We start from the raw sequence: 21,259 nt of genomic DNA, 5'->3' as shown, positions 1-21,259 counted from the left end.
CTTATTTCACACCCCGTCGACGTCTCAACCGCCATGCTCGATGGCGCGAATGGCGCCGCGCAATTCGGCGAGGCCACGCAGCCGCCCGATCGCGGTATAGCCGGGATTGGTCCGCTTGGTCTCATTGAGATCGTCGAGCATGCGGTGGCGGAGCCACCGGGTCGCGCCGAGCCTCTCACCGTCATTGCGAGCGAAGCGAAGCAATCCATCGCGCCGCGCAAAGAAAGAATGGATTGCTTCGTCGCAAGTGCTCCTCGCAATGACGGCTGTCCAAATTGCAAACACAGCTTCATGTCCTCGCGGCGCGATACGCCCGAGCTGTTAATCAATCTCCGCCCGAAAGAGGGCGCAGGGAATGCCGGGTGCGCGCTGCACCCGCGGTCTCGTGTGCAAGATGCACAAAAGAAAACGCACACGAGCATACAGGTTCAGCGGAAACACTCCGGCATTCCCCGCGCAATGGCTTTACGGCTTATGCCGCGCTCTCCCCGGCGACGAATTCGTTTTGTCACCGTCATCGGCGAATTGACGATTTTTCGAACCCGGTCGGGTTCGCAAAAATCTCCGCCGACTTGACACCAGCAACGGATGCCAGGACCACACGGTTTTGCCGTACGCTTCTGCGCCGTTCGTCCGGCGCGCCGGTGATCGCTCACGGGCCGAAGCCCGCCCTGCTTTCACCCTTGCTCGCCCGATGCTGTCGCGTCCACCGCAATCCCTGCCCAACGTAGCTGACGATCATGATACGCCCCTCCTTGGGGCGGGGACCGCGGGAGTTATAGTTTTGATTTGCCCGACGGGATGAACAAGAAAATTTCACTTCGAGATAAAAAAATGACTCGACAACGGAATCGCCACCCCACCGATTGATTTGCCCGTCGGGCAAAACGCGGAGACACCAGAGCAGATGCTCTCTCGTATCAAGATTTGGGCGCAACACCTCAAGCGGGACAGCCACGCCGTCTATCTCGCGTCCCGCGATCCGCGCGTGCCGTGGCACGCAAAGGTCCTTGCTGTCGCCGTTGCCGCCTATGCGCTGTCGCCGATCGATCTCATTCCGGACTTCATTCCGGTCGTCGGCTATCTCGACGATCTCGTCATCGTGCCCTTGGGCATCTGGCTCGTGGTGTCGTTGATCCCCGACGAGGTCATGGCCGAGTGCCGCGCCAGGGCCGATGAGGTTGGGCAACGTCCAGTGAGCCGGGCAGGAATGATCGCCATCATCGTGGTCTGGATCGTTGCGGCCGTCCTATTCGGCTGGATCTGCTATATCGCCTGGCGCCGGCTCAAATAAGCGGGATGCAGCGATTTCAGAATGTCGCCTTCAGCCCCGCATAGAAGGCGCGCGGCCGCGCCGGGCTGACCGATCGCGGGTCGGTGAAGGCAGCGCCGCCATTGCTGAAATTGGGTACGGCGCTGGTATCGAAAAAGGTTCCATAGGTCGCGTAGCGATTGTCGAACAGGTTGTCGATGCGGCCGTAGATCTGGAACGTCTTGTTGATCTGATACGAGGTGTGGACGTTGAAGACAGTATACGACGGCAGCCGCTGTGCCTGATTGGATTCATCGCCGACGAAATATTGACTGCCGACGAACAGCGCGTCGCCGCCGACCTTGAGCGCATCGGTGATCGAATAGTCGATGCCGGCCTTGACCCGGTCGCGCGGGATCGCCGGGATCCGGTTGCCCGGCAGTATCTGGACGTTGCCATTGGCATCCGCAAACGGAGAATTGGAGCCGACCTGCAGCGTATCGAGGAAGCGTGCGTCGACCAGGGCGTAGCTGGCGTAGAGCTGCAGCGTCTTCGACGTCAGAGTGACCTGCGCCTCGATGCCTTGCCGGCGGGTCGAGCCGACGTTCTGGAAATAACCAAAACCCTGCAGCACCGGGCTTGGAATGGCGAGGATGTCGTCGCTATTGGTCGCGCGGAAAGCACCGAGCTTCCATCCCAGCGTTCCCACGCTCAACTCTTTGCTGCCGCGCAAGCCGGCCTCCACCGTGCGGGATACCACCTGTTTCAGCGGCGGGTCGGAGACCAGGAACGCCGCGATGGTGCAGGGATGGGCCGGATCGGCGCAGCCCAGTTCCAGCGGGGTCGGCGCGCGGTTGGCTTCGGAATAGCCGGCATAGGCGGTCAGCTCCGGCGTGATCTTGTAGGTGCCGCCGATGATCGGATTGAAGCGCTTGAACGTCTCGCTGCCGTTGAGCGCGGAGCCGATCTGGTCTTCGAGTTCGATCTGGGCCAGATTGAACCGGCCGCCGCCCGTGATCGAGAACTTGTCGGTGACGTCGAAGGTGTCGAGCGCGTAGAGCCCGCTGTAGCGGTTGGTGGTGCGCAGCGCGACCGGACCGATCGAAACGGGTTCGCCGGATTGTCCGAGGAATATCCCGCTGCCGCTGATGACGAAGTCCGGCGCCATCGTGCCCAATTCCGCGCTGGCCGTGAAACGCGTGACGCTGGAGTCGAAGCTGGTTCCGACCATGAAATGATTGTCGTGCCCGAACAGTTTTTCGGTATTGGTGGCCTGCAAGGACGCCCCTGTCGACACCGAGCGGGTCAGCGTGCGGTCAAGTTCCCCCAGCACAGCCCCGGTGGGGAACGGGTTGGCGAGTTGGACGCCATTCAGACCGTTGGCCGGCGGTTGGACGCCAGTCAATTTGTTGACGTCGCCAAAGCAAAGCAGCGTCGCATCGGCATCGCATGGCTGGGTAGCGGTCGGATTGCCGTCCAACGCATTGTGCTGAAACGCGCGCACATGCGCTGATGCTTCGATGGTCCAGGTCGGCGTGGCCTCGACCTTCCCCGTGAAATTGAGATAGCCGACGCGGTTGTTGGTGATCTGCGGCGAGGTGTAGGTCGCGCCCCAATATTGCTGCAGCAGTTCCACCGGCACCGTCGCAGTGGCGCCGAATTTATTATCGGCGACGCCCATATTGACATGAAACTCGTTGCCGTCGTCGCGGTAGCCGACATCGCCATAGAAGCGGCGGACATCCGACGCCGAGAAGTTGCGAAAGCCGCTGTCATGCAGCCCTTCGAGCGCGCCATAGACGGCAAAATTGTCGATCTGCTTGCCCCACTGCGCCGAACTCTGGATCCGGCCGAACGAACCGCCCATCGTGTCGATCTCGGCGCCGTGATAGTTGAAACCGTCCTTCATCAAGACGTTGACCGCGCCGCCCAGCGCATTGAGCCCGAATGCGGGGTTGTTGGTCACCACGGTGACCGACCGGATCGCCGTGGTCGGAATCAGATCCCAGTTGACGGTGTCGCCGAAGGCTTCGTTGACACGCACCCCGTTCTGGTAAACCGCAAGTCCCTGCGGCGTGCCGGCGATCGGGGAAGCGACGAAGCCACGGAATTCCACGTTCGGCTGAAATGGATTGCCGCTGACTTCGTTGAGGACGACGCCGGGCACCTGCTGCTGCAGGGCATCCGCGATGTTCAGCGAGCCGGTGCGCGCGATTTGAGCGGCGCCAAGCGCGTTGATGCTGGCCGGCACCCTGTCGACATCCATGCCCGAGCCAGCTGTGGCAGTTGGCGCGGTCGGATAGATGAAAACCCTTCGCAAATTTTGCTTGACCGGGCGCGGATTTCGGGCGTGACCGGGTTTGGTGCTGGTCCGCGGCGCCGTCACTTCGATGGTGGGCAAGACCTCGGTGGTACCCGGCGCATCCTCGGCGCGCGCGCCGGCACTCCCGGAAATCAGACATATCGAGAGGATCCCGACAAACGGGAAACGCGCGCCCATTGCCTCGTCCCATTCCATTCCGGCTGCGGTAGCGTTCCCGCCGGTTAGCTGCGGATCAGTGTAATGCGCCGGCGGCGTTGCGCAGCATTCAAAAGATCGGATACCGCGGACACTTTCTCCCCGAATAAATCGGGAAGAATTCCCGATTCAAGCGCGCAGGTCGTTGGGAACCAGGGCTTCCACCGTGACGCCCCCCTCGCCGGACGCAACACTCAGCGTGCCGCCCAGCGCCAGGATGCGCTCGCGCATCCCCGTCAAGCCAAGGCCGAGCCTGTGATCCGGCCGCAAACCGCCGCCATTGTCGCACACCCGCACCAGGGCGCCGCTGCGACTCGTTCCCGTCGTTTCCGAAAGCTCTGACGGTTCGATGGAGACGCTGACGCAGGTGGCGCCGGCGTGGCGAAAGACATTGGTGAGGGCTTCCTGAATGGTGCGGTAGATCGTGAGATCGGCGGTCTCGCCGCGCTCGCCGAGATCCGGCGAAATCGCGGTTTCGATCACCACATCGGGGTGCGACTCGCCCCACAGACGCAACAGCGCCCCGAGCGCTTCGCGAAGGCCAAGCTCGGTCAAGCCAGCGGGGCGCAGTTTCTCCAGAACGCGCCGGTTGAACTGCTGCAAGGCATTGACCTGCTCCAATATGGCGCCGCCGTGCTTGCGCAAACTATCCATGTTCGGCTCGCTCGAATCCGCGATCCGCGTCAGCGCGCTGGCGTGCGCCCGCAACGCGAACAGGTAGGGCCCGAACTCGTCGTGCAGCTCGCGCGCAATCTCCTTGCGCTCGACGTCCTGCAGCGACACCACGCGCTCCGCCAGCCGTCTCTTGTCGTCGACGGCGTCTCCCAGCGTTCCCGCCAGGTGATTGAGCTTGTTGCAGATATCAGCGAGTTCCGGCGGGCCATCGGGTTTCACCCGCGTGTCATAGGCGCCGGATTCGATCCTGGTCATCGCCTCCGACAGCGTCGCGATCGGCGCCAGCGCGCGGCTGACGACCATGAAGGTGATGAGAAAAAGCACGATTGCGATCGCCGAACCGACCTGGAGCTGGGTGACGATGCCGTCCCAGATCTCGGCCATCTCGTCGTCCGGATGGGAAGTGATCAGCAGCGATCCCGGCTTGCCGTTGATCGCAATCGGGACGCTCACCGCGGTCTTTTCCGGATGCACGAGGGCTTCGAACCAGGCGGGCACCGACTGCGGCCCGCCGTCGCCGCTGGTGCTCGTCGCGGGTGCGGCCTTGGCCCCATCATCCTGCCGCGTGATGCTGACATGACGCAGCCGGTTGAGGTCCCCGACGATCCGGTCAAGCCGCGCATCCGCGTCGGGGGTTTCGTTCGGGCCGACGACCAGGGTTTCGATGAATTCGCGCGCCAGCCGTATCACGCTTTGATCTTCGGCCTGAACGCGGGGCGCGGCTTCCAGCACCAGACGCGTGATGTTGACGGCGAGGCCCAGCGCGAGAACGAGCGCCAGCAGCATGCTCAGCCGGGTACGCAAGGAAAGTTTTTGCCACATGCCATTCATCCACTGCCGCACAGCTAGCGGGTCCGCATCAAGAGCAGCGTTGACAGATAAAAAACGCGGCTATCTAATTGAACCGTACAGCAATCTTGCCTTGGATGCATGATTGGCCGGAACCGCATCGCGACCGGGGATGCGTCAGCCGGTCAATCTGGTGCGACGCAACAATGAACTGACGCCGGCTGATCGGGACTGCGATATCGATGCGTGTTCTGATTGTGGATGATCACCGCATCGTTGCTTCCGGCTGCCGCGCTTTGTTCGCGGACGATCCCGACATCGCCATCCTGGAGGCCCCCGACGCAGAGAGCGGCGAGCGGGTTTTTATCGACGAGCATCCTGAAATCTGCGTGCTCGATATCAACCTGCCGACCGTATCCGGGTTCGAACTGGCGCGGCGCATCCTTGCGCGCGATGCATCGGCGCGCATCATCATGTTCAGCATGAACGACGATCCGATCTTCGCCGCGCGCGCGATCGAAATCGGCGCCAAAGGCTATGTCGCCAAGACCGGGGATCCCAACGACCTGGTCGAGGCCGTCCGCGAAGTCGGCAAAGGCGGCACCTATCTGCCGCCCGCGATCGCCCGCAGCATCGCGTTTGCCGGACCCGCCTACGCCAGGAGCCCGTTGTCGAAGCTGACCGCGCGCGAGATGGAGATCCTGCGCCTGCTCAGCACCGGCAAGAGTCTTTCCGAGATCGCCTGGCTGGTCCATTCGTCGTATAAGACGGTTGCCAATACATCCTCGATCATGCGCCAGAAGCTTGGGGTGCGTACATCGGCGGAACTGGTGCGGCTCGCGATCGAGAGCGGCGTGGCTTGAAATGGCGTCGCACGGCGCCGGAGTTTTGAAATCATGACAATCCAGGCCGTTTCGCAGAATAAATCCTATGGCGGCATGCAGGGCGTTTATAAACACGCCAGTCGCGAGACCAAAACCGACATGGTTTTTTCGGTCTATGTGCCGCCGCATGAAGAAGGCGCGAAGCTGCCGGTGGTCTGGTATCTCTCAGGTCTGACCTGCACCCATGCCAATGTGACGGAGAAAGGTGAATTCCGCAGCGCCTGTGCCGAATTGGGGCTGATCTTCGTCGCACCCGACACCAGCCCGCGCGGCGAAGGCGTCCCCGGCGATGCCGCCAACGCCTATGATTTCGGGCTCGGCGCCGGCTTTTATGTCGACGCAACGGAAGAACCTTTTGCGCGAAATTACCGGATGTGGAGCTATGTCACGGAAGAATTACCGGAACTGGTCGCGGCGAACTTTCCCGTCGATCCGAAGCGGCAATCGGTCGTTGGTCATTCCATGGGCGGTCACGGCGCGCTGACCGTGGCACTGCGCCACCCCACCCGCTACCGCGCGGCAAGCGCTTTTTCGCCGATCGTGGCGCCCTCGCTGGTGCCGTGGGGCACCAAGGCGCTCGGCGGCTATCTCGGCGGCAACCAGGACGCATGGCGCAAGCATGACGCGGTGGCGCTGATCGAGGATGGCGCAAGGTTTTCCGATCTGCTGGTCGATTACGGCGACGCCGACCCGTTTTTAACCGACCAGCTTCGCCCGGAACTGCTGCAGAGCGCCTGCGAGAAGGCGGATATCCCCCTCAACCTGCGCCGCCAGCCCGGTTACGACCACAGCTATTATTTCATCTCCACCTTCATGAGCGATCATCTGCGCTGGCATGCCGCGCGGTTGAAAGCCTGAGCACCCGCCGAAGCGCGCTCTCATCTTCGTGAACCGTGAAATGCAAGCCTCCGCAACGACAAAATGCGGGGTTGCAAGCCCGGGCAATTCGGTCATGAATCACAGCAAGAATTTTTGTAACTAAGGAATCCCTCCATCGTCGATCAAGGCGAGGAGGCGTGTCGGGAGGATGCATGATCCGATGGTTGGTCGGTGCGATCGGCTTCTGCGTCGTGGCCACCCACGCGCTCGCGGCCGACGTGACCGAGATCGGCATCGGCTATCTCGGCCACACCGGCGTCAAACCGAAATTGTCACTGGTCGAGCAGCCCGCGGATAATGACGGCATGGCCGGCGCGCGGCTCGCGATCGAGGACAACAATACCACCGGCAAGTTCCTCAATCAGCATTTTACCCTCGAGGAGGTTCGCCTCAAGGACGGCGACGATGTCGCCAAGGCCGCATTGGCGCTCGCCGGCCATAACGGCTTCATCATCGCCGATCTTCCGGCGGACGCGCTGCTGCAAGCCGCCGACGCGCTGCGCGACCGCGGCACCGTGCTGCTGAACGCCGGCGCGATCGACGACCGGCTGCGCGAGCAGGACTGCCGCGCCAATGTGATCCATGTGGCGCCGACCCGATCGATGCTGGCGGACGCGCTGGCGCAATATCTGGTGTGGAAGCAGTGGAAGCGCTGGCTGCTGGTGGCCGGCTCGCACGATACCGACAAGCTCTTTGCCGACGCGCTGCGGCGCGCCGCGGCGCGCTTTGGCGCCAAGATCGTCCAGGAGCGAACGTTTGAGGACACCGGCGGCGCCCGGCGCACCGACAGCGGCGTCACGTTGATCCAGCGCCAGATGCCGGTGTTCACGCAAGCTGCCCCGGCCTATGACGTCCTGGTCGCCGCCGACGAGAGCGAAGTCTTTGCATCCTACCTGCCCTACCGGACCTGGGACCCACGGCCGGTCGCGGGCTCCGCCGGTCTGGTGCCGGCCACTTGGGATGCGTCGCAGGACCAGTGGGGCGCGGTCCAGATGCAGAACCGCTTCTTGAAGCTGAATTCGCGGCGCATGACGGCGCTAGACATGCAGGCCTGGACCGCCGCGCGCCTGATCGGCGAAGCGGCCTCGCGCACCAACAGCGGCGATCCGAAGAAGGTGTTCGACTTCCTCAAGGGACCGGATTTTTCGGTTGCCGCCTTCAAGGGCACGCGGCTGACCCTGCGGGATTGGAACCTGCAGCTTCGCCAGCCCATTCTGCTGGTCGACGGGCGCATGGTGGTTTCGGTCTCGCCGCAGGAAGGTTTTCTGCACCAGGTCTCGGAACTCGATACGCTGGGGGTCGATCGGCCCGAAACCAAATGCAAGCTGCAGTGAAGCAATTGAAGCAGCCTTTAGGGAAGATTTGGAGTTCGCTGATGTGGCGTCGCTACCTGCTCGCCGGAACGGTTCTGTGGCTCGCCGCCGCGACCCCCGCCTCGGCCTTCATCGCCTATGTGTCGAACGAGAAGGGCAATACGGTATCGGTGATCGATACCGACAAATGGGCGGTCACCAACACCATCAAGGTCGGCCAGCGGCCGCGCGGCATCGAGTTCACGCGTGACGGCAAATTCGTGATGGTCGCGGTCGGCGACGACGACACCATCCAGGTGATCGACGCCAGGACCCAGCAGGTGGTGGACACCCTGCCCTCCGGTCCCGATCCGGAGCTGTTCACCCAGGATGCCCAGGGCAAGCTGCTTTATGTCGCCAATGAGAACGACAACACGGTGACGATCATCGATCTCGAAAAGCGCGCCCGCCTGGGGGATATCCAGGTCGGCGTCGAGCCCGAGGGCATGGCGATCAGCCCGGACGGCAAGATTTTGATCAACACGTCCGAGACCACCAACATGGCGCATTTCATCGACACCGCGACGCACCAGATCGTCGCCAATGTGCTGGTCGATGCGCGGCCGCGCTTTGCCGAATTCAAGCGCGACGGTTCCGAATTGTGGGTGTCCTCGGAGATCGGCGGCACGGTGTCGATCATCGACCCCGCCAAACAGGCGGTGACCGGCAAGGTCACCTTCGAGATACCCGGCCTGCGGCGTGAAGCGATCCAGCCGGTCGGCATCGGCATGACCAAGGATGGCAAAAGCGCGTTCATAGCCCTCGGCCCCGCCAACCGCATCGCGGTCGTCGATGCCGCAAGCCACAAGGTGACAAAATATCTTCTGGTCGGCCAGCGGGTCTGGCACATGGCCTTCACCCCGGACGAAAAATATCTGCTGGTGACCAATGGCGTCTCCAACGACGTCTCGGTGATCGATGTGCCGGCGCAGAAGGTGATCAAGACCATCCAGGTCGGCGAACTGCCTTGGGGCATCACGATGGTGCCGCAATGACCGCAACCGACGCACAAGCCGCCGCCCAGATCGTGCCGGACGTCCCGCCGCGGACCGAGCCCGCCGGAACGTCGGCATTGTCGATCGATGGCGTCAGCCATTCCTATGGCCCGCGGCGCGCCCTCATCGACATCAATTTTACGGTTGCGCCGGCCAGTTTTACCGCGCTGCTCGGCCTCAACGGCGCCGGCAAGAGCACCCTGTTCTCGCTGGTGACGCGGCTGTTCGGCATTCAGAGCGGGCGCATCAGCATTTTCGGCCACGACATCGGGCAGGCACCGGGTGAAGCACTGCGGCAGCTCGGCGTCGTATTCCAGCCGCGCACGCTCGACCTCGACCTCTCGGTGACGCAAAACCTGCTGTATCACGCCGCCCTCCACGGCATCGCACGGCGCGAGGCGCGGCTGCGCAGCGACGAGGTGCTGACGCGCATCGGGCTTGCCGACCGCGCCGGCAGCAAGGTGCGCGACCTCTCCGGCGGCCAGATGCGGCGGCTGGAAATCGCGCGCGCCCTGCTGCATCGCCCGCGCCTGCTGCTGCTCGACGAGGCGACCGTCGGGCTCGACGTCAAGGCGCGCGCCGACATCCTCACCCATGTCCGCCAGCTCGTCACCGAGCAGGGCATCGGCGTGCTGTGGGCGACGCACTTGTTCGACGAGATCATATCGAGCGATGACCTCGTGGTGCTGCATCAGGGCCGCGTACTGGCGCACGGCCCCGTCGCCCGCGTCATCGCGGATGCGGGGGCGCAAGACGTCAACACCGCCTTTATGCGGCTCACCGGCGCCGCGGCTCCATCCGGGAGCCCCACACCATGAGCTCCGTCACCGCACAGAAAACCCAAAGCGGCTTCTCGCTGTCGGAATATCTCACCTGCCTGAACGGCATCGTGTGGCGCGAGGCGCTGCGCTTCCTGCACCAGCGCGAACGTTTCGTCTCGGCGCTGGTAAGACCATTGGTGTGGCTGTTCATCTTCGCCGCCGGCTTCCGTCAGGTGCTGGGCATTTCCATCATCCCGCCTTACGAAACCTACATCCCCTACGAGGTCTATATCGCGCCCGGATTGATGGCGATGATCCAGCTGTTCAACGGCATGCAATCCTCGCTCTCGATGGTCTATGACCGCGAGATGGGCAATATGCGCACGCTGCTCGTCAGCCCGCTGCCGCGATGGTATTTGCTGTTCTGCAAGCTGCTGGCCGGAACTGCGGTGTCGCTGCTCCAGGTCTATGCCTTTTTGCTGATCGCCTGGTTCTGGGATATCGCGCCGCCGCCGATCGGCTATCTCACGGTGTTGCCCGGGCTGATCCTGTCGGGATTGATGCTGGGCGCGCTCGGCATGCTGATCTCGTCCGGCATCAAGCAGCTCGAGAACTTTGCCGGGGTAATGAATTTCGTCATCTTCCCGATGTTCTTTGCTTCCTCCGCGCTGTACCCGCTGTGGCGGGTGCAGGAGGGTAGCCCGATGTTGTATTATGTCTGCCTGTTCAATCCATTCACCCACGCGGTCGAGTTGATCCGCTTCGCGCTGTACGGACAGATCAACTTGCTTTCGCTGGCGGTCGTGGGCTCCTGCACCGCTGCCTTCATGATCGGCGCGATCTATGCCTATGATCCGTCGCGCGGCCTGATCCGCCGCGGGCCCGCCGGAGGCGAGACATGAAATGGAGTGGCGCGAAATGGAGTAGTGCGACCCTGGCGTTGTTCGCCGTCGCGGCATCGACCGCGTCGTGCCTTGCCGCCGATCCGCGCTACCCGGACTGGCCGTGCGCCCAGGCCAAGGTGCCGGAGATTTCGCTCGCGGCCGTATGGGCCGGTCCACCGCTCGACGATGCCTCCGACAAATGGAAGGGCGATGCCAAGGTCAGCGCCCTGGTGTCGAAACTGGCTGCGCGGCGGATCCCGATCGAGGAAGCGCAGAAGGACATCACGAAATTTCTGACGGGGTCGACGACCGAGAAGACCACCACGGGCAAGCTATTGTTCGCCGGCCTGTTCGATACGCTCAATGCGCAGCGCTCCCAGGTCATGAACGGGCTCGAACGTGTCATGCGCAAGCAGCGCGAGGCCGCCGACAAGATCCGGTCCGATACCGTGGCGCTGCAGGCGCTGCAGGACGCATCCCCGCCCGATCAGGCCAAGGTCGACGAGCTCGGCAATCAATTGACTTGGGAAACCCGGATCTTCGAGGACCGCCGTCGCGTGGTCAAATTCGTCTGCGAGGTACCGACCGCGATCGACCAGCGGCTGTTCGCGCTGGGCCGCGCGATCCAGCAGGAGATGGAATAGCGGAGGCGGCGTATCCGGAGACCGAAGCATCTTCGGCTCCAGGGCCTCATGGTTCGAGACGCGCAGCTTCGCCGCTCTCCTCACCATGAGGGTCTAACACCTCATCAGGGTCTAAGACCTCATCCTGATGAGGAGCACGCGTCAGCGTGCGTCTCGAAGGATGAAGCCACCGACCCCGAAAACCTTCTAACGCGGCGATGCTCCCTCACCCGCCCGCGGCTCGGGCTGCGATTCCGCGACCGGCAAACTGGCGCGCTCCCAACCATCCGTACCCTCAGGAAACCAGGCCACATTGGTGTATCCGTACGACAGCGCGCGTTTGGCCGCATTCCACGACATCCAGCAATCGGTCTGGCAATAGATCACCAGCAACGCCGCGTTGTTGCCGCCGGAGGCGCGGGCAAGGCCACGCCGCAGATAGTCTTCGGTCGCTTCCGCCAGCTTTCCGTAGCCGGTGTCCGGCAACCAGATGCTGCCGGGAATGTTGAACCGCGGCTTGTCGCGCCAGACCGTGCCAGGGGGGAGATTTTGCGGTTTTGGCGGGCGCGGCAGCACGTCGATGAAAGCCCCGGTCCTGGCGCGCCAGATCGTCTCGGCCTCCGCGGTCGTGAGCACGCGGGCGCCGGCGAGTGTGTCGGGGACGCGCGTGCGGTAATCATCCATGCGGTAGCCGTCAGGCTCGGGTACGAGCGGCTGCGGATACGCCGGGGCCGTCGTTGCAAACGTCGCAAGGATCAAGCCTGCGAGCTTCCACATCTCATGGCGACTTCGTTGCGGTCTCCGCGCCGATCGGCCTGTCATTCTCGTCGAGCAAGGGAACGCCGAAATCGAGCAATATCTTGTTGATGGCCGGCTGGTTCTCCTGGATCAAACGATTGAGTTGCCGTTTCCAGTTCTGGTCGGCCGGCCGCACGCCCATGCCGATGCGATAGGCGAGCTTGGGTCCGGTGGTTTCCTTGACCAGCGGCGTGACATGGAGCGCGGGGCTGGCGTTCTTGGCATAGAAGCCCGCCATCGGCCCCCACAGCACGGCGGCGTCGATCTCGCCCTTCTGGAGATCGCCGATCATGGCCTCCGCCGACGAATCGAAGCGGGTGTCGATCATCAGCGGATAGGGCTTGGCATTCATCATCAAACCGTTGACCGCCATGTTGGTGGCGGGCGGCGTGCCGGCAACGATGCCGATATGCTTGCCTTTCAGCCGCTCGTCTTCCAGCGTCGCGACATCCTCAAGGCCGCTGCGTTGCTTGACGACCAGCGCGTAGGCCGTGCGGTAATAGGGGTTGGTGCCCTGGGCGAGATCGTTGCCTTGCGGAAAACCCATGATGACGTCGCAACGATGCGAGCCAAGCGTCATCCGGACGAAACCGGTCGCCTGCGGGAAGTACATGTAGTCGAGCTTCTTCTGAAGCTTCTCGGCGAAAAATTCGGCGAGCTTGTTCTCGAAGCCTTCGCCCTTCTCGTTCGAGAACGGCAAATTGCGCGGGTCGGCACAGACGCGCAACACCTTGGGATCGACCAGTTCGATCGAGAGATCGCCGCTTTCGCTGGTCTGCGCGCGGCAGATGTCCCGGCTGACAAGCGTTGCGGCGATCGCGAGAAGCGAAACCAGCAGCGCGCGATGGAGTCCGGTATTTTGACGCAAGAGCCTGTCCTCGATGTCAGATGGAAACGAACCGGCGCATGGGAAACCACCCATGCGCCGGAACGAGGTTAGCTCGGTTTACTTCGGCAGTGCGAACACCGTCAGGGCTCCGCCGAGCGCGGTGTAGTTGCTCAGCGCAGCATAACCACCGACGGCACCGAGGCCCGCGGTCGGATCGGTCAGACCGGCCGCTAGCCCAATGCCCGCCCAGCCGCCGACGCCGGACAGCACGGCCACATACTGCCGTCCGCCCTGCTCATAGGTCGTGACGTTGCCGATGATCCCCGACGGGGTCTTGAACTTGTACAGTTCCTTGCCCGTCTTGGCATCGACCGCCTTCAGGTAGCCTTCCAGCGTGCCGTAGAACACCACGCCACCGGCGGTCGCGAGTGCTCCCGACCAGACCGAGAACTGCTCCTTGTTCGACCACGCGATCTTGCCGGTCTTGCCATCCCAGGCAATGAAGTTGCCCATGTTGGTTTCGCCGGGAGGCGGATACATCGACAGCGTCGCCCCGACATAGGGCTGGCCGGCGGTGTAGCTCACCTTGAACGGCTCATAGTCCATGCAGACGTGGTTGGTCGGCACGTAGAACAGCTGCGTGTCCGGAGAGTAGGCTGCCGGCTGCTCGTCCTTGGAGCCGAGCGCGGCCGGGCAGATACCCTTGTTGTTGTGGTCCTCGCCCTGCTTGTCGGTCGAGTACGCATCGACAACCTTCGGACGGCCATAGGTCGGCGAGTTCTTGTCCATGTCGACGCCGGAGGTCCAGTTGACCTTCGGATCGTACTTGTCGGCAACCAGCAATTCGCCGGTGGCGCGGTCGAGCGTATAGCCGAGGCCGTTACGATCGAAATGCGTCAGCAGCTTGCGCGGGGCGCCGCCGACCGCCTGATCGCTCAGGATCATCTCGTTGACGCCGTCATAATCCCATTCGTCGTGGGGCGTCATCTGATAGACCCACTTGGCCATGCCGGTATCCGGATTACGCGCCCAGATCGTCATCGACCATTTGTTGTCGCCGGGACGCTGTTTCGGATTCCAGGTCGAGGGATTGCCCGATCCGTAATAGACCAGGTTGAGCGCGGGATCGTAGGAGGTCCAGCCCCAGGTGGCGCCGCCGCCGATCTTCCACTGATCGCCTTGCCAGGTCTTCAGGCTGGAATCCTTGCCGACCGGCTTGCCGAGTGCGGTAGTCTTCTCGGGGTCGACCAGGATCTGGTCATCCGGTCCTTCCGAGAACGCCCGCCAGACCTGCTTGCCGGTCTTGATGTCATAGGCGGTCATGTGCGCCTGGACGCCGAACTCACCGCCGGAAATCCCGACCAGCACCTTGTCCTTGACCACCATCGGCGCCGAGGTTCCGGTCTCGCCCTTGCTGGGATCGCCGTTCTTGGCGGTCCATACGACCTGGCCGGTCTTGGCATCCAGCGCAACCAGCGTGGTGTCGGCCTGATGCAGGAAGATCTTGCCGTCGCCATAGGCAACGCCACGGTTGACCGTGTCGCAGCACATCACCGGGATGACGTTCGGATCCTGCTTGGGTTCGTACTTCCAGACGATCTGGTTGTCCTTGGAAAGGTCAAGAGCATAGACCTTGTTGGGGAACGGGGTGTGGACGTACATCATGTTACCGATGATCAGCGGTCCGCCTTCGTGGCCGCGCAGCACGCCGGTGGAGAAGGTCCAGGCGACCTGCAGCTTGCCGACATTGGCCGCGTTGATCTGGTTGAGCTTGGAGTAGCGCGTATTGGCGTAGTCACCCGTCGGCATGACCCAGCCCTTGGGGTCCTGCGACATCTTGTTGAGTTCTTCGTTGGCTGTAGCGCTTCCTGCGGCGAACGCCGCCATCGCGCCAAGACCGGTCGCAAATAGCACCTTGCGCATCGTCAAATCCTCCCAGTTTGAGCTTTGGGTTTTCCCGCCGAAGCGGCCCAGCCTTCCATTATTCGTTCCTATCCCTATCCCGTCCGGCAATGGGAAACTTGCCCAAGAGAGAAACGCGCTTGCTCGTAAGCGAAAGCGATTGCACTTTCGCCTGGTCAATTTGGCCAGCTTCCAATGGATATCGGCGCTCTCAATGAACCGAAGTCGAGCAGAAGCCGGGGACCATCAAAAAGCTATGCTTCCCGATTGGAGCGTGCAACAGGAATAGTCCTTGCAATGGTTCGCTTGGCAATGGTTCGCTTGCGTGCTGCGACGCACACCAGCCTCGGCGATGGAACAAGAAGCTGTCGCTTCGTGGCGAGACGGAGGCAGGAGTGTAATGGTTCGCCGCCTTTCGATACTTGCTGCGCTCGCCCTGCTCGGCGCATCGACACTCTCGTTTGCACAGCAACAAGAACTCGCCGTCCATGAAATCGCCGCCGGCGTGTTCGTGCATGACGGCCAGACCGCGCTGATGACGCGCGAGAACGACGGCGCGATAGCCAATGTCGGCTTCATCATTGGCGCGAGCGCGGTGGCGGTGATCGATAGCGGCGGCAGCGTTCGCGAAGGGCGCGAACTATTGGCAGCGATCCGCGGCCGCACCGACAAGCCGATCCGATACGTCATCAACACCCACGGCCATCCCGATCACGTCTTCGGCAACGCGGCCTTCGTGCACGATGGCACGGTGTTTGTCGGTCACCGGAACCTGCCCCGGGCGCTGGCCGCACGCGGGCAATTCTATATCGATGCGTTTCGCCGCATCATGGGCGAGCAACTGATCGACGAGGTCCGCCTCGTGCCGCCGACGCTGCTGGTCGATGACACCATCACACTCGATCTCGGCGCGCGAACCCTGACCTTGAAGGCGTGGCCGGTTGCCCACAGTGACAGCGATCTCACCGTGCTCGACGAAGAAAGCAAAACGCTGTTTGCGGGCGATCTCGTGTTCCTCACCCATGTCCCGGTGATGGACGGCAGTATTCGCGGCTGGCTCGGCGCGATGGACCAACTCGCCGCCCTGCCCGCGCAACGCGTGGTTCCCGGTCACGGAGCCGTGAGCGAATGGCCGGCGGCGCTCGCTGACGAACGCCGCTACCTCGACACGCTGGCCTCCGATGTTCGCGCGCTGGTCGCCCGCGGCGCGCCGATCACGGTCGCCGCCGATACCGCTGCCGCCTCCGAACGACCGCGCTGGCAATTGTTCGAAGATTACAACGCGCGTAACGCGACCGCAGCATTTTCGGAAATTGAATGGGAATAGCCGCCGCGATGCCCTATGTTGATATCGTTGCTTCGATCCTCGCGAGGACGCGGACCATGTTCGGAACTCATTTCCGTCTGCTCTGCATTGCCGGCGTTTTGAGCGCCGCGTTCGGCGCGCGCGCAGCACCTGCGGCAACCGCCGATGCCTATGATCCGTGGCCCGGCCTGGTCCAGGACATCTTCAACAACCGTCCGATGAACGACGGCACCGAGGTGATCTCGATCGAGATGCCCTACCGCGCCGAGGATGCGGCGATCGTCCCGGTGACCCTGCGCACAAAACTTTCGCCCGGCGATACCCGACGCGTCAAGACGATCACGCTGGTGATCGACCAGAATCCGGCGCCGATGGCGGCGAAGTTCGAACTCGGGCCGGACGCCAATGTCTCGGAAATCTCGACCCGCGTGCGCGTCAACAATTATACTGATGTTCATGCGGTGGCCGAGCTCAGCGACGGCAAGCTCTACGTCACCAAGACCTACGTCAAGGCCTCCGGCGGTTGTTCGGCGCCCGCCGTCAAGAATGCCGATGAAGCCAAGGCGAGGCTCGGCCAGATGCGATACCGGCAATTCGCCAAGGCCGGCCAGGGTCCGGCCAGCGGTGCCCGCGACGCCCAGATCATGATCGGCCATCCCAATAATTCCGGCCTGCAGATGGACCAGGTCACGCAGCTTTATGTTCCGCCCTTCTTCGTCAACGAATTGCGGCTGACGCAGGATGATAGTCTGGTATTGGCGATGGAAGGCGGCATTTCGATTTCGGAAGACCCCAATATTCGCTTCACCTATGTTTCCAACGGTGCCAAGCGTTTCCGTGCCGAGGCCAAGGACACCGACGGCCATTTGTTCGAGCACGAATGGAAGATCGACGATTCGGGGATTTGAGCTCGTCATGCCCGGGCTTGTCCCGGGCATCCACGCCTTTGCAGTCCTTCCGCAAGAAAAGACGTGGATGGCCGGGCATAGGCGAGCGGAAGCGACGCCGTCCTTCGGACGGCTATGGCCCGGCCATGACGGAAAGCGGAGTCAAGTCTCAAAAACATCTCACCTCCGCCTCCGCCTGCGCGCGCCGGAGATCGTTGAGCGCGTTGGCCGCCTGTTCGGAGGAGCGGAATTGTCCGCCGAGATTACCCCTGACCTGCGACATGCTCAGGACGGTTTCGGCCGTGACATACCGGTCATAGGGCACCAGCGATGCAATGACATCGATCGAACAGGAGCATTGCTCGATCGCCTGCCGCGTTTCGCCGTTGGCTTTCAGGCAGCCGAACACGTATTCGGCGCGCGCCGAGGTCGGATAGTCGTTGAAATCCTCGGCGCCCGCGATCCCCGCCGTCGCCGCAAGGGCTGCGACTGCGGCGACAATAGGTCGTACCGATCCGGCAAATCTCATGGCCATCCTCCCGCTGCTTCTTGCGGAAGCTATGCTATGACTGCCATGCTGAAAAGAACATGACCTGAGGAAACGGCCCGACCGAAAATGAAATTCTTTGTTCGCATGCTGCTGGCCGCAGCCGTTTTCGCTGTCGCGCAAGCGGCCAGCTGTTACGGAGCGGAGACGATCCGTCTCGCCGTGCAGAAAACCGGAACATTTGCGTGGGAACTGGCGGTTATCCGCGCGCACGATCTCGACAAGCAGGCCGATCTGTCGATCGAAGTGACCGAACTGGCGAGCGCGGAGGCCGGCAAGATCGCGCTGCGTGCCGGGAATGCCGATATGATGGTGTCCGACTGGCTGTGGGTGTCGCGCGAACGCGCGCTTGGCGCCAAACTGACATTCTATCCTTATTCGAGCGCGCTCGGTGCCGTGATGGTGCCGGACGCCTCCCCGATCCGGACTTTGGCCGGTTTGAAAGGCCGCAAGCTCGCGGTTGCCGGCGGCCCGATCGACAAGAGCTGGCTGCTGCTGCAGGCCCGGCTGAAGCAGGACGGCATCGACCTGAAGTCGGAAGCGACGATCGTCTACGGCGCGCCGCCGCTTTTGACGGCAAAGATGCTCGGCGGCGAAATGGACGCCACCATCAATTACTGGAATTTCTGCGCCGCACTGGAAGCCAAAGGTTTTCGCCGCGTCGCCGGCATCGAGGACATTCTGCCGAAGCTGGGCGCCAAGGGCCGTATCGCGATGGTGGGCTACGTCTTCGACGAAGGCTGGGGCAACGCCAACCGCGATGTGGTCGCGCGCTTCATCGCGATGACCCGCAAGGCAAAGGAGATCTTGTCGACCTCGGATGCGGAGTGGGAGAAGATCGCGCCGCTGACGGGTACCTCCGATGCCGCGACGCTGCGCGTCTATCGCGATCGTTACCGGGAAGGAATCCCGCGCCGCCCGATCGCCGACGAGGAGGCCGACGCGCGTATCCTCTATCGTGTGCTGACAGGGATCGGCGGCCGCGAACTGGTCGGGCCGGCGCCGGAGCTCGAGCCCGGCACCTTCTTCCACGCAATCGCCGGAGACTGAGGTGCTGCGTCTGCTGTCCTTCATCGTGTTCCTGGCGACCTGGTGGATCGCAGCGCTGCTCGCCGGGCCCGAGAAGCTGCCGCCGCCGCCCGTCGTGCTCGCGGCGATGATGACGGAGGCGCGTTCCGGCGCGCTGTTCCTCAATCTCGGCGTCACGCTGGCGCGCGTTGCGCTTGCCTTCACGCTCGCAATGTCGATCGGTTCGGCCATCGGCTATTTGATGGGCCGGGTGCGGCTGGCCAACCGGCTGGGCGATCCCTGGCTGATCCTGCTGCTCAATTTGCCGGCGCTCGTCGTCATCGTGCTCGCTTATATCTGGGCGGGGCTGACGGAAGTGGCCGCGATCGCGGCCATCGCCATCAACAAGCTTCCGACCGCCGTCGTCACCCTGCGCGAGGGAACCCGCGCGCTCGATGCGGCGCTCGACGAAATGGCCACGGTGTTTGCGATCCCGCGCTGGCGCGCGTTTCGGCACGTGGTCCTGCCGCAACTTGCGCCCTATATCGCGGCCGCCGCGCGATCAGGATTGTCGCTGGTCTGGAAGATCGTGCTGGTCGCGGAATTGCTCGGCCGCCCCAACGGCGTCGGCTTCGAGATCGGCGTCGCCTTCCAGTTGTTCGACATCCCGCTTCTGCTCGCCTATTCCTTGAGTTTTGCCGCCGTCGTTCTCATCATCGAAACCGCGCTGGTGCAGCCATTTGAAGCCCGTTTATCCCGGTGGCGCCCCCGTGCAGCTTGAGGTCGATATCGAAAGCAAGACGTATGAGAACGCGGCGGGCGGGCGCCAGCACGTGCTCGCCGGTATCAGCTTTACGCTCGGCCCCCGAGAAGTCGGCGTATTCGTCGGCCCGTCCGGCTGCGGCAAGAGCACGATGCTCAAAATTCTCGCCGGCCTCGATCATGACTTCAGCGGGCGCGTGTCGCGGCCGGCCGGCGCACGGCTCGGCATAGTGTTCCAGGAGCCGCGATTACTGCCCTGGCGATCGGTCGAGGAAAATGTGCGGCTCGTCGCCCCGCACGCCGATGATGCGAAGCTTTCGGCGCTGTTCACCATTCTCGAATTGAACGCGCATCGCCGCCATTTCCCGGGCGAATTGTCGCTCGGCCTCGCCCGCCGCGTGGCACTCGCCCGCGCGTTCGCGATCGATCCGGATTTCCTGATTCTCGACGAACCGCTGGCCTCGCTGGACGAGGCGCTTGCCGCGCGGCTGCGCGAACAGATTGCCATACTGGTCGGAAGCCGTCCCGTGATGACGCTCCTGGTCACCCACAATCTGGACGATGCGGTGCGCCTCGGCGACCGCCTGTTCTTCCTGTCGGCGCGGCCGGCACGGATTCTCGCCGACGTGTCAATCCACACACCGCGCAACGCGCGGGGAGACGCCGAGATCGCTGCGATCAAGATCGACATCGCCCGGCGGATCAATGGCGATCGCATCGAGCGAGATGCCTCATAGGCAGCGATTGAGGCGCGTGCTAAAATACACTATCGGCGGAGTTGACGATGAAACGCACGATCTCGACCGCAGCGCTCGCCCTTGGTCTTGTCACTGCGGCGACGGCGCAGGACATGATGCGTGACATTGACCTGTTGTCGCCTGATATGGTTTCGGCCGAGATCACCCGCGGCGAGGTCGAGGCCGCGCTTGCTGCGGCGACCATCGCCGCGCCCGCCGATTTCACCGGAAAGCGATTGTCCGGCCTCGACCTTTCCGGGCTCAATTTGTCCGGCGCGATTTTTCGCGCGGCACGGCTCAACAAGACGAGGCTCGCCGGCGCGAGACTCGATCGCGCGGTGCTCGACCAGGCATGGCTGCTCGACGCGGACCTGACGGGCGCGAGCCTGAAGGGCGCCAATCTGTTCGCCTCGCAGATGGCTCGCGCCCGCCTCGACGGCGCCGATCTGTCGGGAGCACGCGTTGCGGCCGACCTTACCGGCGCAAGTCTCGTCGGAGCCTCGATCGCGGGCGCGAATTTGGGCGCCGACATGCGCAACCAGTCGATGGGCCTCATGCGCGCGGTTCTGAAATCCGCCAATCTGGAGCGGCTGAACGCCCGCGGCGCTGACCTGTCTCGCGTCGATCTCGAATTTGCCTCCCTGAAGGGCGCCGACCTCACCGGTGCATCTCTCAAGAGCGCCCAGCTTGGGGGAGCCGACTTGACCGGTGTCACGGTCATCGACACCGACTTCGACGGCGCCGATCTCGTTTCAGTGAAGTTGGTCGCCCCGATTGGCCTCGGCCAGGCAAAAAATTTCGACAAGGCAAAAAATCGCGACCGTCTGATAAAAGAGTGACGATTCCAAGCGTTCCACTTAGGAGGATTACC

The 21,259-nt window shown here is 63.0% G+C and carries 21 protein-coding genes; 14 read left to right on the top strand and 7 right to left on the bottom strand.

The window, feature by feature from the left end:
- Positions 1-24: 24 nt before the first annotated feature.
- Positions 25-204, bottom strand: a complete 180-nt coding sequence (locus NL528_RS17630; protein ID WP_309185378.1) for a hypothetical protein — start codon at positions 202-204, stop codon at positions 25-27.
- Between the two features lie 703 nt (positions 205-907).
- On the opposite strand from NL528_RS17630, the gene NL528_RS17625 reads away from it, so the two are divergent.
- Positions 908-1,294: a DUF1232 domain-containing protein gene (locus tag NL528_RS17625; protein ID WP_309183962.1), complete on the top strand. Its 387-nt coding sequence runs from the start codon at positions 908-910 to the stop codon at positions 1,292-1,294.
- Between the two features lie 16 nt (positions 1,295-1,310).
- Here NL528_RS17625 and NL528_RS17620 read toward each other — a convergent pair whose 3' ends face one another.
- On the bottom strand, positions 1,311-3,752 hold the full coding sequence (locus NL528_RS17620; RefSeq protein ID WP_309183961.1) for a TonB-dependent receptor domain-containing protein: 2,442 nt from the start codon (positions 3,750-3,752) through the stop codon (positions 1,311-1,313).
- Between the two features lie 147 nt (positions 3,753-3,899).
- Positions 3,900-5,267, bottom strand: a complete 1,368-nt coding sequence (locus NL528_RS17615; protein ID WP_309183960.1) for a histidine kinase — start codon at positions 5,265-5,267, stop codon at positions 3,900-3,902.
- A gap of 209 nt (positions 5,268-5,476) precedes the next feature.
- Here NL528_RS17615 and NL528_RS17610 point away from each other — a divergent pair, with 209 nt between their 5' ends.
- From NL528_RS17610 to NL528_RS17580, 7 genes are all read left to right on the top strand, one after another.
- On the top strand, positions 5,477-6,097 hold the full coding sequence (locus NL528_RS17610; RefSeq protein ID WP_309183959.1) for a response regulator transcription factor: 621 nt from the start codon (positions 5,477-5,479) through the stop codon (positions 6,095-6,097).
- Positions 6,098-6,130: 33 nt separating this feature from the next.
- Positions 6,131-6,976 carry an S-formylglutathione hydrolase gene (gene fghA, locus NL528_RS17605; RefSeq protein WP_309183958.1) on the top strand — a complete coding sequence of 282 codons (846 nt, stop codon included), beginning with the start codon at positions 6,131-6,133 and terminating at the stop codon, positions 6,974-6,976.
- A 173-nt stretch (positions 6,977-7,149) separates the two neighbouring features.
- Positions 7,150-8,331, top strand: coding sequence for an ABC transporter substrate-binding protein (locus NL528_RS17600; RefSeq protein WP_309183957.1), 1,182 nt, complete (start codon positions 7,150-7,152; stop codon positions 8,329-8,331).
- A gap of 41 nt (positions 8,332-8,372) precedes the next feature.
- Entirely contained in the window at positions 8,373-9,344 is a 972-nt protein-coding gene (locus NL528_RS17595) for a YVTN family beta-propeller repeat protein (protein ID WP_309183956.1), read from the top strand.
- Positions 9,341-10,162 carry an ABC transporter ATP-binding protein gene (locus NL528_RS17590; protein ID WP_309183955.1) on the top strand — a complete coding sequence of 274 codons (822 nt, stop codon included), beginning with the start codon at positions 9,341-9,343 and terminating at the stop codon, positions 10,160-10,162. The genes NL528_RS17595 and NL528_RS17590 overlap by 4 nt, the downstream gene beginning before the upstream one ends.
- A complete protein-coding gene (locus tag NL528_RS17585) occupies positions 10,159-11,007 on the top strand; it encodes an ABC transporter permease (protein ID WP_309183954.1) in 849 nt (282 codons plus the stop codon). Before NL528_RS17590 ends, NL528_RS17585 begins: the two co-directional genes overlap by 4 nt.
- Positions 11,004-11,633 (top strand): hypothetical protein, encoded by a 630-nt coding sequence (locus NL528_RS17580; protein ID WP_309183953.1) that lies wholly within the window; start codon positions 11,004-11,006, stop codon positions 11,631-11,633. The genes NL528_RS17585 and NL528_RS17580 overlap by 4 nt, the downstream gene beginning before the upstream one ends.
- 186 nt (positions 11,634-11,819) lie before the next feature.
- Here NL528_RS17580 and NL528_RS17575 read toward each other — a convergent pair whose 3' ends face one another.
- The 3 genes from NL528_RS17575 to xoxF5 all read right to left on the bottom strand — a co-directional run bounded on the left by NL528_RS17575 (position 11,820) and on the right by xoxF5 (position 15,162).
- Entirely contained in the window at positions 11,820-12,389 is a 570-nt protein-coding gene (locus NL528_RS17575; RefSeq protein WP_309183952.1) for a PQQ-dependent catabolism-associated CXXCW motif protein, read from the bottom strand.
- A 1-nt stretch (position 12,390) separates the two neighbouring features.
- Positions 12,391-13,278, bottom strand: a complete 888-nt coding sequence (locus NL528_RS17570) for a substrate-binding domain-containing protein (protein WP_375144022.1) — start codon at positions 13,276-13,278, stop codon at positions 12,391-12,393.
- 78 nt (positions 13,279-13,356) lie between these two features.
- Positions 13,357-15,162 carry a lanthanide-dependent methanol dehydrogenase XoxF5 gene (gene xoxF5, locus NL528_RS17565; RefSeq protein ID WP_309183951.1) on the bottom strand — a complete coding sequence of 602 codons (1,806 nt, stop codon included), beginning with the start codon at positions 15,160-15,162 and terminating at the stop codon, positions 13,357-13,359.
- Between the two features lie 379 nt (positions 15,163-15,541).
- Here xoxF5 and NL528_RS17560 point away from each other — a divergent pair, with 379 nt between their 5' ends.
- Positions 15,542-16,468: a quinoprotein relay system zinc metallohydrolase 2 gene (locus NL528_RS17560; RefSeq protein ID WP_309183950.1), complete on the top strand. Its 927-nt coding sequence runs from the start codon at positions 15,542-15,544 to the stop codon at positions 16,466-16,468.
- Between the two features lie 56 nt (positions 16,469-16,524).
- The gene (locus tag NL528_RS17555) at positions 16,525-17,355 is read left to right on the top strand and encodes a quinoprotein dehydrogenase-associated SoxYZ-like carrier (protein WP_309184945.1); all 831 of its coding nucleotides are present in this window, start codon (positions 16,525-16,527) and stop codon (positions 17,353-17,355) included.
- Between the two features lie 148 nt (positions 17,356-17,503).
- Here NL528_RS17555 and NL528_RS17550 read toward each other — a convergent pair whose 3' ends face one another.
- Positions 17,504-17,863: a hypothetical protein gene (locus tag NL528_RS17550; protein WP_309183949.1), complete on the bottom strand. Its 360-nt coding sequence runs from the start codon at positions 17,861-17,863 to the stop codon at positions 17,504-17,506.
- 105 nt (positions 17,864-17,968) lie between these two features.
- Here NL528_RS17550 and NL528_RS17545 point away from each other — a divergent pair, with 105 nt between their 5' ends.
- The 4 genes from NL528_RS17545 to NL528_RS17530 are packed head-to-tail and all read left to right on the top strand — an operon-like array spanning position 17,969 to position 21,227.
- Positions 17,969-18,931 carry an ABC transporter substrate-binding protein gene (locus NL528_RS17545; protein ID WP_309184944.1) on the top strand — a complete coding sequence of 321 codons (963 nt, stop codon included), beginning with the start codon at positions 17,969-17,971 and terminating at the stop codon, positions 18,929-18,931.
- Position 18,932: 1 nt separating this feature from the next.
- Positions 18,933-19,670, top strand: a complete 738-nt coding sequence (locus NL528_RS17540; RefSeq protein WP_309183948.1) for an ABC transporter permease subunit — start codon at positions 18,933-18,935, stop codon at positions 19,668-19,670.
- A complete protein-coding gene (locus tag NL528_RS17535; protein WP_309183947.1) occupies positions 19,660-20,388 on the top strand; it encodes an ATP-binding cassette domain-containing protein in 729 nt (242 codons plus the stop codon). Before NL528_RS17540 ends, NL528_RS17535 begins: the two co-directional genes overlap by 11 nt.
- 47 nt (positions 20,389-20,435) lie before the next feature.
- Positions 20,436-21,227, top strand: coding sequence for a pentapeptide repeat-containing protein (locus NL528_RS17530; protein WP_309183945.1), 792 nt, complete (start codon positions 20,436-20,438; stop codon positions 21,225-21,227).
- Positions 21,228-21,259: the final 32 nt, after the last annotated feature.

Source organism: Bradyrhizobium sp. Ash2021 (assembly GCF_031202265.1).
Lineage (GTDB): Bacteria > Pseudomonadota > Alphaproteobacteria > Rhizobiales > Xanthobacteraceae > Bradyrhizobium.
Note: the sequence above shows the minus strand (reverse complement) of the source record. Positions and strands in the feature narration are given on the sequence as shown.

Excerpts from the sequence above, each read along its gene's own strand:
- NL528_RS17625 (WP_309183962.1), top strand. The coding sequence starts at position 908 with ATGCTCTCTCGTATCAAGATTTGGGCGCAACACCTCAAGCGGGACAGC.
- NL528_RS17620 (WP_309183961.1), bottom strand. The coding sequence starts at position 3,752 with ATGGGCGCGCGTTTCCCGTTTGTCGGGATCCTCTCGATATGTCTGATT.
- NL528_RS17615 (WP_309183960.1), bottom strand. The coding sequence starts at position 5,267 with ATGTGGCAAAAACTTTCCTTGCGTACCCGGCTGAGCATGCTGCTGGCG.
- NL528_RS17610 (WP_309183959.1), top strand. The coding sequence starts at position 5,477 with ATGCGTGTTCTGATTGTGGATGATCACCGCATCGTTGCTTCCGGCTGC.
- fghA (WP_309183958.1), top strand. The coding sequence starts at position 6,131 with ATGACAATCCAGGCCGTTTCGCAGAATAAATCCTATGGCGGCATGCAG.
- NL528_RS17600 (WP_309183957.1), top strand. The coding sequence starts at position 7,150 with ATGATCCGATGGTTGGTCGGTGCGATCGGCTTCTGCGTCGTGGCCACC.
- NL528_RS17595 (WP_309183956.1), top strand. The coding sequence starts at position 8,373 with ATGTGGCGTCGCTACCTGCTCGCCGGAACGGTTCTGTGGCTCGCCGCC.
- NL528_RS17590 (WP_309183955.1), top strand. The coding sequence starts at position 9,341 with ATGACCGCAACCGACGCACAAGCCGCCGCCCAGATCGTGCCGGACGTC.
- NL528_RS17585 (WP_309183954.1), top strand. The coding sequence starts at position 10,159 with ATGAGCTCCGTCACCGCACAGAAAACCCAAAGCGGCTTCTCGCTGTCG.
- NL528_RS17580 (WP_309183953.1), top strand. The coding sequence starts at position 11,004 with ATGAAATGGAGTGGCGCGAAATGGAGTAGTGCGACCCTGGCGTTGTTC.
- NL528_RS17575 (WP_309183952.1), bottom strand. The coding sequence starts at position 12,389 with ATGTGGAAGCTCGCAGGCTTGATCCTTGCGACGTTTGCAACGACGGCC.
- xoxF5 (WP_309183951.1), bottom strand. The coding sequence starts at position 15,162 with ATGCGCAAGGTGCTATTTGCGACCGGTCTTGGCGCGATGGCGGCGTTC.
- NL528_RS17560 (WP_309183950.1), top strand. The coding sequence starts at position 15,542 with ATGGTTCGCCGCCTTTCGATACTTGCTGCGCTCGCCCTGCTCGGCGCA.
- NL528_RS17555 (WP_309184945.1), top strand. The coding sequence starts at position 16,525 with ATGTTCGGAACTCATTTCCGTCTGCTCTGCATTGCCGGCGTTTTGAGC.
- NL528_RS17550 (WP_309183949.1), bottom strand. The coding sequence starts at position 17,863 with ATGAGATTTGCCGGATCGGTACGACCTATTGTCGCCGCAGTCGCAGCC.
- NL528_RS17545 (WP_309184944.1), top strand. The coding sequence starts at position 17,969 with ATGCTGCTGGCCGCAGCCGTTTTCGCTGTCGCGCAAGCGGCCAGCTGT.
- NL528_RS17530 (WP_309183945.1), top strand. The coding sequence starts at position 20,436 with ATGAAACGCACGATCTCGACCGCAGCGCTCGCCCTTGGTCTTGTCACT.